The 9,519-nt window shown below is 51.6% G+C and carries 9 protein-coding genes; 1 reads left to right on the top strand and 8 read right to left on the bottom strand.

The annotated features are described in order from the left end of the window. The 3 genes from AB1690_04625 to AB1690_04615 all read right to left on the bottom strand — a co-directional run. A partial coding sequence (locus tag AB1690_04625) for a hypothetical protein (protein ID MEW6014588.1) occupies positions 1-303 on the bottom strand: 303 nt, incomplete at its 3' end. Positions 304-316: 13 nt separating this feature from the next. After that, entirely contained in the window at positions 317-1,279 is a 963-nt protein-coding gene (locus AB1690_04620; GenBank protein MEW6014587.1) for a GSU2203 family decaheme c-type cytochrome, read from the bottom strand. Between the two features lie 32 nt (positions 1,280-1,311). Beyond that, the gene (locus AB1690_04615) at positions 1,312-1,926 is read right to left on the bottom strand and encodes a TetR/AcrR family transcriptional regulator (protein MEW6014586.1); all 615 of its coding nucleotides are present in this window, start codon (positions 1,924-1,926) and stop codon (positions 1,312-1,314) included. A 323-nt stretch (positions 1,927-2,249) separates the two neighbouring features. Between AB1690_04615 and gdhA the strand changes: the two genes are divergently transcribed. After that, a complete protein-coding gene (gene gdhA, locus AB1690_04610) occupies positions 2,250-3,593 on the top strand; it encodes an NADP-specific glutamate dehydrogenase (protein MEW6014585.1) in 1,344 nt (447 codons plus the stop codon). 125 nt (positions 3,594-3,718) lie between these two features. Here gdhA and AB1690_04605 read toward each other — a convergent pair whose 3' ends face one another. The 5 genes from AB1690_04605 to AB1690_04585 all read right to left on the bottom strand — a co-directional run. Beyond that, the gene (locus AB1690_04605) at positions 3,719-4,327 is read right to left on the bottom strand and encodes a DedA family protein (GenBank protein MEW6014584.1); all 609 of its coding nucleotides are present in this window, start codon (positions 4,325-4,327) and stop codon (positions 3,719-3,721) included. A gap of 61 nt (positions 4,328-4,388) precedes the next feature. Continuing rightward, positions 4,389-5,708, bottom strand: a complete 1,320-nt coding sequence (locus AB1690_04600; protein ID MEW6014583.1) for a hemolysin family protein — start codon at positions 5,706-5,708, stop codon at positions 4,389-4,391. Between the two features lie 23 nt (positions 5,709-5,731). Continuing rightward, a complete protein-coding gene (locus AB1690_04595; protein ID MEW6014582.1) occupies positions 5,732-6,589 on the bottom strand; it encodes a zinc metalloprotease HtpX in 858 nt (285 codons plus the stop codon). 129 nt (positions 6,590-6,718) lie between these two features. Beyond that, entirely contained in the window at positions 6,719-8,581 is a 1,863-nt protein-coding gene (locus AB1690_04590) for a dicarboxylate/amino acid:cation symporter (GenBank protein MEW6014581.1), read from the bottom strand. 208 nt (positions 8,582-8,789) lie between these two features. Beyond that, positions 8,790-9,519: deoxyribonuclease IV (locus AB1690_04585; GenBank protein ID MEW6014580.1), on the bottom strand; the 730-nt coding region annotated here is incomplete at its 5' end.

The raw sequence follows: 9,519 nt of genomic DNA, 5'->3' as shown, positions 1-9,519 counted from the left end.
GAACAGCTCCTGGTATCGTGAAACTAATTCAAAGCCGTGACGTCGCGGGTCGTAGTAGTCGCCGGAAAGACCCAGATACCCGGAACGATAGCGGCTGTCGAATCTGAAACCGAAATCGGGAAGCATGCCATCTCTGCCGCGGTCATACTCGGCAACCTTCTTATAATATTCGCTCACTCCGGTGTAATGACTACCCAGACGCAGCTCACCGCGGTAATCCGGCTCCGAATCCTGAGCGGAGATTCTGGCGCCGGCAACAAGGAGAGCTATCAGGGTCATCGCCAAAACTATATATTTTCTCATTCTCCCTTTCTCCTTATCTGGTAAGCGCGCCGCTTCCGGTTATAGATTGCGCCGGCATATCGGTGCCATGAATATCAGAATGGCACTGCGTGCATTTGGTGAGCATCCCCTTCTTGAAACCGTCATGGGTGGAAACGCCGGTCCGGGTCGCGTTCAGGGGAGCCACAAAATCTCCTTCCAGCGCGGCAATGGTGGTATGGAAATGTGCCGGATGGCAGGAGAGGCAGAGAAACGGTTCATTCTGCTTCAGGAGATTATCGGCGACCGTGCCGTGCGGGTCATGACAGATTCCGCAATCTTCCGTAACAGGCGCATGCTCAAAGACAAAAGGTCCCTGCTTGGAAGTATGACAGGTGATACAGCGCTCGGCCCGACTTTCATCCACGGTCAGGGTGTTGTTGGTGCCGTGAATATCATGGCAATCAAGGCAGTTGAGAAATCCCGGTCCTACTGGATGGCGCGACGGCAACGCCATCTTCGCCTTAATATCGCTGTGGCAGTCATAGCAGAGGGCGGGACTTTCTTGCTTCAGCGACTGAGGTGCATCAACATGCACCTGATGGCAGGAGGCGCAGTTTCCTTCGACTTCGTGGTGCGCCAGCGATGAAAGCCCGTCCATGCCGCCGTGACAACTGCGGCACCAGTCTGACGATTCGCCGCCCTCGTCCCTGGCCGGATTCAAAATCAACGCGGGGTCGCCGCCGTCAACATGGGCGGAGCCGGGCCCATGACACGATTCACAGGCGACGATGTTGTCATCAGTGTGGGAAGTGTAGCCGCTGCCATGATTTGTCTTGTGAAATTTTTCACTAATTTCGGTATGACAATTGGCGCAAGTTTCATTTCCCACCAGGACCGCGCCCGGCGGAATCGGCGATGCCGCGCCGTTGCTGACAAAAATGCCGACCAGCAGAAACAGAGTCAAAAGCAACCCCGCGCCCGGCTTAGGCGGCAACTTAACTCTTCGCAAATTCATTCCACTCCTTTCTCATTCAAGGCGTTCAATTGCTAAGATTTTTTCACGACTTTCAGTCCCCGGACATAAATCGGGACATTATTATTTATAATAACTTCCGGGTCAAAATTCTCCTTCTGCATTCGTTTCCATAAGTGAAGCCCCAGGGCGCAGTCCATCACCATCCCCACAAAGCAGCGCGCCGTAATAAGGGGATTGACCGGCTGAATCTTCCCGCCATCCCGCAATCTCCTCAAGGCGGCGGCAAGAAGGCCGACATAAGGGCTCCGGATGGTTGTAAAGACCTTTCCGGCAAGGGAGTGCCCCTCCAGGGAAGCGAAAAGAAGAAGACGATACAGCTCTCTGTTGCCGCTGAAGGTTTTGATAATATTCCGGGCTACGGCAAACAGTATATCATCGATACTGTCGCTCCCCTCAATTCTGCCGGTCAGTTCTTCCAGTTTGATTTTCTCCCGCAACGACTCCAGTACCTCGTTGTAGATTCTGTCTTTGGAGGGGAAATACCGGTAAAGAGCCGCTTCCGTAATATGACAGGCTCCGGCAAGCTGACGAACCGTCATTTTCTCGAAACCGTGCGTTGAGAAAAGCTCGGTCGCTTTCTGAATGATCTGGCGTCGGCGCTGAGCCGCAGTCAATCTAATAGGCATCTTAAACTCTTGTCGGTTAGTTAACACTTACTAACTAAATAATAGTTGATGATGAAGTCAATAAGAAACTCCAGTTCATTCGGAAAAACCGTGATAACAGGACAAATCCGGTGTGCTTTGTCAACCCTGGAGCCGACATTACAGTCAGCCGATATCAGCGTGTTGCGGGTAAAGATTCCCCACCGTGCTTGGGTGAATGCTACAATATTCCACAATGAAGAGCCTAAAATGGAGAATGCTGTTGACTTTTGCCCCACTGCCTGTAGATTAAGATAGTTTGTGAAGAGGTTGTCAGACTATTCATCTAACGGCAAGGAGTCAAAATGAATCAGTACCTTGAATCAGTCATGGCTATGGTGAAAGCGAAAAATCCGGCCGAACCGGAGTTTCACCAGGCGGTGCAGGAAGTTCTCGCCTCTCTGGAGCCGGTGCTCGAGAGACATCCGGAGTTTGTCGAGGCTCGTATTGTGGAGAGAATCGTGGAGCCGGAACGGGTCATTATGTTCCGAGTCCCCTGGGTCGATGACAACGGCCGGGTTCAAGTAAATCGCGGTTTTCGTGTCGAGTTCAACAGCGCCATTGGTCCTTACAAGGGTGGTTTGCGCTTCCATCCCAGCGTCAATCTCGGTATCCTAAAGTTTCTCGGTTTTGAGCAGGTGTTCAAAAACAGCCTGACAACCCTTCCCATGGGTGGCGGCAAGGGGGGGTCCGATTTTGACCCGAAGGGGAAGTCGGATAACGAAGTTATGAATTTTTGCCAGAGTTTTATGAATGAGCTGTATCGCCATATCGGACAAAACACCGACGTCCCGGCCGGTGATATCGGAGTTGGCGGCAGGGAAATAGGATTCCTCTTTGGCCAATATAAGAGGCTAAAGAATCTCTTTGAAGGAGTCCTTACGGGCAAAGGTCTGAACTGGGGCGGGAGTCTGATTCGTCCCGAAGCGACCGGCTACGGGTGCGTTTATTTTGCCGAGGAGATGCTTAACGCCAAGGGAGATTCCTTGAAAGGAAAGAGGTGCGCCGTCTCCGGCTCCGGCAATGTAGCCCAGTACACTATTGAGAAGATAAGCCAGTTCGGCGGCAAGGCGGTGACCCTTTCGGATTCCAACGGGTATATTGTCGATGATGACGGCATCAACGCCGAAAAGCTTAACTGGGTGATGGAGTTAAAAAACAACAAGCGGGGTCGCATTAAAGAGTATACCGAGAGATTTAAGTCCTCTAAATATTTTGACGGACGCGGGCTCTGGAAGGTGCCGGTCGATTGCGCTTTTCCCAGTGCCACGCAGAACGAATTGAATGGCGAAGACGCCAAGACTCTTCTCAAAAACGGCTGTATTCTGGTCGCGGAAGGGGCCAATATGCCTTCGACCCCCGACGCGGTCGACCAATTCATCCATGCCAAAATCTGTTACGGTCCCGGGAAAGCGGCCAACGCCGGCGGCGTCGCCACTTCCGGTCTGGAGATGTCACAAAATTCGCTGCGCCTCTCCTGGAGCCGTGAGGAGGTTGACCAGCGGCTGCAGAATATCATGAAAGCGATTCATAAGACCTGCCGCGACACCGCCACCATCTATGGGCAGCCAACCAACTATGTGCTGGGGGCAAATATCGGCGGATTCCTCAAAGTCGCTGATGCCATGCTGGACCAGGGTGTGGTCTGATATGTAAGCGGAATTAATATTCTTCAGAATACGGCGTCGGGTCAATTCCCGGCATTTGCGGAATCGACCCGGCGCTTCTCAATTGATATACTAAAGAACCAATCCCCCGTGAATTCGAATCTAACCTATTTTTTGAATTTGTGCCAGATGAAAAACGCTATGCCGGCGACAATCAGGACTCCAATGACAATGTCAACCTGATGGAAGTACTTACCGATAGTATTCCAGTTATCGCCGAGGACTTTGCCGATATAAGCCAGCGCCCAGCACCAGGGAAGGGAGCCCAGAAAGGTATAGATAATGAACTTGATGAAATTCATTCGGGCGATTCCGGCCGGAAGTGAGATAAAAGTCCGGATTACCGGCAGAAGTCGGGAAACGAAAATAGCGGCATCGCCATATTTGACCGTCCAACGCTCGGCATAATCAATCTCCTTTTTAGAGAGAAGGATATATTTTCCGTATTTTTCAAGAAACGGTCTACCCCCATAGTAGCCGGCGATATACGCCACCACGGAGCCGACCACACATCCAAAAGCGCCGGCCAGCGACACTCCCAGCATGGTAAATCGTCCGGTCGAAACCAGATATCCTGAAAACGGCATTATGATTTCCGACGGAAGCGGGATGCAGGCCGATTCAATGCCCATCGTCAAGACAATCCCCAGGTATCCCATATCGGAAATAACGCCGATAATCCATTGCGCTATCGGTTGTATGATCGCTTCAAACACAATAATATTCCTTTCTTCAATTCAGTTCTCAGACGCCGCCGGGATAAGCGGTCCCGCGCCTTCAGATAGAATAACTTTCGTCCTGCGGCAGTCTTTCTATTTTGAGCCGCTTCAAACGGTTTCCGTCTGCCTCAAGAACGACAAACTTGAGATTTTTTATAACTATTTCTTCCCCCTTTGCGGCGGGCCGCCCCAGATGCTCCACCACCAGTCCGGCAAGGGTGGTGGGACCGTCTTCAGGAAGCTCCGTATGGAATTCATCATTCAGCTCATCGACACGAAACCCGCCGGCGGCATACGCGAGCGATTCCGACCGTTTCACAAACTCCCGCGGCTCGGTGTCGTGCTCATCCTGAATCTCGCCGACAATCTCCTCCAGCAGGTCTTCCAGAGTAATCAGCCCGGCGGTGCCGCCGTATTCATCCAGGACTATGGCGGCGTGAACCCGCTTCTTCTTAAAAGCCCCCAGGAGGACATTCAGTTTCATCGAGTCCGGGACAAATATCGGCTTGCGGATGATATCCCTGATTATTATCAGCGCCGAGTGCTGCATCACTCGAATAACATCCTTGGTGTAAATCATCCCGATGATATTATCGAGGGAACGGTCATAAACGGGGTAGCGTGAGAAACCGTTCTCGGTTATGAACTGTAGCGCCTTATCCATCGGCCAGTTAATATCGACCCCGACGATTTCGGTGCGGGGAGTCATGGCGTGACGGGCGGTGCGGTCGGAGAAGTCGAAGACCGAGGTTATCAATTCCTGTTCGGTGACGTCGAATATCCCCTTTTCCAGACCTTCCGCGATAATTATGTTTATCTCGTCTTCGGTGATACTGCTTGCTTCGGAACCGACTTTGATTCCCAGAAGACGGATAACGCCGCGCGCCGTGCCGGAAAGCAGCCTCACAAAAAAGAAAGTCACTTTCATAAACAGGGTCATGGGAGAGGAGACGGCGGCGGCGATTTTCTCGGGACGAGACAGGGCGATATATTTCGGCACCAGTTCTCCCACCACTACCGAAAGAAATGAAATGGCCAGAACAATCAGGAAAAAGGAGATGGAGCGGGCTGCGCCGGAAATAGTTGCGTTGGGAATTTTTTCGATATAAGGGGTCAGGGAGTTGACTATGGTCATACCGCTGAATACGCCGGCGAGGGTCCCGACAAAAGTAATCCCGACCTGGACAGTGGCAAGAAACGCTTCGGGTCGGGAATGGAGTTTTTCGGCGCGGGTGGCGGACCTGCTGCCGCTTTTCGCCATCCGCTTCAATTTACTTCGGCGGCTGGCGATTATGGAGAATTCCGAGAGAGCAAAAAAGCCATTGGCGCCTATCAGCGCCAGAATGGCTAACATTTCCAGATATATCTTATTATCCATCCTTTAACAGGATTGGGTCAATTTCAATAGCTGTAGCCGCCCATGGCCAGTTTCTGAAGACGCTTCACACGTTCTTCAACCGGCGGATGGGTCGAAAAGAGGGAGGCAAATCCTTTCCCCGATAGGGGATTGGCGATGAATAAGTGTGCCGTTGCGGGACGCTCATCCAGGTTCATTCGCACTGGCGCCTTGTGAAGTTTCTCCAGAGCCGATGCCAGCGGCAGATATTGACCGGTTATCCGTCCCCCTTCGGCATCAGCCTTATATTCACGAGAACGGGATATCGCCATTTGTATCAGCATTGCCGCAATCGGCGCTACAATCAGCGCCACCAGCAAAACAATCGGGTTGCTGCCCCGGTTGTCATCACGCGAGTACCCTCCGAATATCATCGACCAGCGTGCCATCGATGCCAGAATGCCGATAGCGCCGGCGATGGTGGCCGCCATTGTTCCGACCAGCATATCTTTATTGATAATATGCGCCAGTTCATGGCCTATGACTCCTTCCAGCTCGCTATCGTTCAGCATCTCAATCAACCCTTCGGTTGCCGCCACCGCCGCATGATTAACACTGCGTCCGGTAGCAAACGCGTTAGGGGCTTTGGACGGGATTATATAAACTTTCGGCATCGGTATCATCGCCTTCTGAGATGCGTGACTTACCACCCGCCAGAGCCTCCGGTTGCTCGCTTCCGTCACCTCGCGGGCGCGATACATCTTTAAGACAATCTTGTCAGAAAACCAGTAAGTGATGAAATTCATCAAGGCGGCAATCCCAAACGCCATTATCATGCCGTTCCTGCCGCCCAGGGCAAAACCGACCGCCATAAATAGCATGGTCAGCAAGAGAAACAGGAAGGTTACTTTCAGACTATTCACTTCAAAACACCTCTTTCATAAACAGATCTAACAGACAAGTCTTTCGATTTTCGTCTTCCACTGAATTAAACTATTAAATTCAGAAAAAGTTTTAAAAATCGGACTGTCCCCATCTGGTTGTTGGATCTCTCAGCGGCTGGGATGTTTCTTTTTTATTCTGCCCCAGGAGTCATCCTCCTCTTCAGAGCCGTCCTTCTCGGTAATTTCTTGTTTTACTTGAGGTTCCGAATCCGGCGTCAATTCTCTGTCGGGCGGCGTCTCCGGCTCGGGAGCGGTTTCAACGCCTTTTTCCTCGTCCGGCTCTTTCTTATCTCCGGGGAAGAAATCTATCTTTGAAACATCAATATCAAAAAAAGAATCTTTTTGGCCGGTCTCCTGCGACATTGCATCAATAGGCTCACTTTCCTGGGAGAATCCTGCCACCGGTATTGCCGGAGATTTCTGTTTGCGTATTTCCTCCAGCTCTTTCTTTATATAATCGGGTGATGGGCTCTGTTTGCGGGGTTCATCGCTGCGCTCCTTACGGAATCCGCCTCGCTGGTCGTTGCGCCGACCTTTGGAGGGATAATCGCGACGTCTCTGCTCCCGCGGTCTTTCGTCGAAACGTCCCTGGCGAGGAGTTCTCTCGGGACGGTCCCGGCGGTCCTGTCTTTCGCCCCGCTCGGGCCTCTCCCGCCGCTCCATTCGCTCGGGGCGCTCCTGCCGGTCCCGGCGGACATAGGTTTTCTCTGTCCGTGTCTCTGGCGCCGGGCTAATTCGCGACAGGATAACTTCGCCGGCTTTTATTTCACCGGTCTCAGAAATAACCGCCGCTCCAACGGCATCTCCCCAAACGTTGACAGTTGTCCGGCAGCGGTCCAGAAACCAGTCCACCGCCCAGATTAAACCGATTCCTTCTATTGGAAGTCCCACCGCTGACAGCACGAACACCATGGTGACTGTGCCGGCGTGGGGAATACCGGCGGCGCCGATCGACGCCAAAGTAGCCGTTATGAATATAATCACCTGCTGGCCTATGGTCAGGTCGATGCCATAAACCTGGGCGATGAATACGGCCGCTACCGCTTCATAGAGCGCTGTCCCATCCATATTTATAGTAGCGCCCAGGGGAAGAACAAACGAGCCGGCCCGCTTATCTACTTTATTTTTCTCAATGACCGCGGTCATGTTGACCGGAAGAGTCGCCGATGAGGAGGAAGTCGTAAATGACGTGGCGAAAACCTGCCCCATATTTATTACGTATTTCCAGGGATTTCTTTTCCCTAAGAGGCTCAAGATTAGGGGAAGAATAATAACGCCATGGATGACAAGCCCGGCTATAACGGTCAGTGTGTACCAGCCTAACCCGGAGGTGAGCTGTCCCAGCGATTCCCGGTTTTCCGCTACAATCCCTCCAATCAGGGCAAAAACGCCGACAGGCGCGAAATAGATAATCAGTTCGACTATCTTCATAATGGCGCGATTTAAAGTCTCCAGGATGTCGATGACACTCTTTGCCCCCGCGCCAAGTGTTGTCAGGGCGCCGCCGAAAATAAGAGCGAAAATTATCAGTCCCAGTACCTGCCCCTCCGATGCGGCTTTGAAAAAATTCTCCGGGACCATGCTGACGACTATATCAATCAGCGACATTGGCGCCGAATCGGTAATCATTTCCGGAGCGGCGGTTCCAATCATGGGGGCGCCGACACCGGGGCGAATGATATTGACCAGTACCAGTCCCAAAAGCACCGCTATTGTGGTTGTGCCCAGAAAATACAGGAGCGTTTTCCCCGCCGTTCTTCCCAGTTTGCGAATATCCCCCAGTGAGGTAACTCCAACAATCATTGACAGGATGATTAGCGGGACAACAATAAGCTTTAAAGCATTAAGAAAAATAACCCCCAAAAACTTAATCTGGAGCATCTGTTCGCCCAGAAAATAGCCACCCAGCGCACCAAGAACCACCCCGGCAAGCATACCAATCAGAATAATCTGTCCAGTCCTATTACTCATAATTCCAATAAATATATAATGTTAATAAAGAATTGCCGGTATTATACAACTTTTGAGTCGATATCGCAACGGAAAACGGCGGCGGTCATAATGGTCTGTTAAGGCAATGATTGATTTATGGATAGCAGTGATGTTTCGCCGTCGCTCGGAATGACGTCTTCATCGCCCACTATTATAAAAGCAACTCTCGCCCCTTCCGGTATCCCTCTTATTTCTTCACCAATGAACGGAGGACTTTCAGATTCTCGATATCCTCCAGCAATTCATCCCCCTTAGGTGTCTCCAGAATCTTCGGTATTTTTTGAAGCCGTTTATCGTTCATAATATGTCGAAACGGCTCCAGCCCCAGTTCCCCTTGCCCGATATGAGTATGCCGGTCAACTTTTGAGCCGAGCCCCTTTTTCGAATCGTTGAAGTGGATGACTCTCAATCGCGCCAGCCCTAATATCCGGTCAAACTCCTTCATAGTCGCCTTATACTCTTCTTCCTTTTGAATCGGGTAGCCGGCGGCGAAGATATGGCAGGTATCGAGACAGACCCCCATCCTTTTCTTATCCTCCACCATTTCGACAATCTCCGCCAGTTGCTCAAACCTGTAGCCGAGATTGGAGCCTTGACCGGCGGTAGTTTCGAGGCAGACCGTTGTCTTATTGTCAGGGAGTTTCTCGAACAACATATTGAAGGCGTTGGCAATCCGTTTCAGCCCGACCTCTTCACCGCTGCCGACATGCGAGCCGGGATGCATTACCAGATTGGGGACTTTCAGGATGTCACATCGCTCCAATTCGATTTGGAACGCCTCATACGACTTCTTATAGAGTTCTTCATCAGGGGAGCCAAGATTAATCAGATAACTGTCGTGCGCGCAGGAAACGGTCACGCCGGTGTTTTTCTGCTCGGCAAAGAAACGCTCGACCTCTTCGTCGGTCAGCGGCTTG

It is taken from the genome of Candidatus Zixiibacteriota bacterium, assembly GCA_040753495.1.
Taxonomy (GTDB): Bacteria; Zixibacteria; MSB-5A5; order GN15; family PGXB01; genus DYGG01.
The sequence above is the reverse complement of the archived record's forward strand: the minus strand, read 5'-3'. Positions and strand labels throughout refer to the sequence as shown.

Bases quoted from the DNA above. Each gene is read 5' to 3' on its own strand.
- AB1690_04620 (MEW6014587.1), bottom strand. From the start codon at position 1,279: ATGAATTTGCGAAGAGTTAAGTTGCCGCCTAAGCCGGGCGCGGGGTTG.
- AB1690_04615 (MEW6014586.1), bottom strand. From the start codon at position 1,926: ATGCCTATTAGATTGACTGCGGCTCAGCGCCGACGCCAGATCATTCAG.
- AB1690_04600 (MEW6014583.1), bottom strand. From the start codon at position 5,708: ATGGATAATAAGATATATCTGGAAATGTTAGCCATTCTGGCGCTGATA.
- AB1690_04590 (MEW6014581.1), bottom strand. From the start codon at position 8,581: ATGAGTAATAGGACTGGACAGATTATTCTGATTGGTATGCTTGCCGGG.
- gdhA (MEW6014585.1), top strand. From the start codon at position 2,250: ATGAATCAGTACCTTGAATCAGTCATGGCTATGGTGAAAGCGAAAAAT.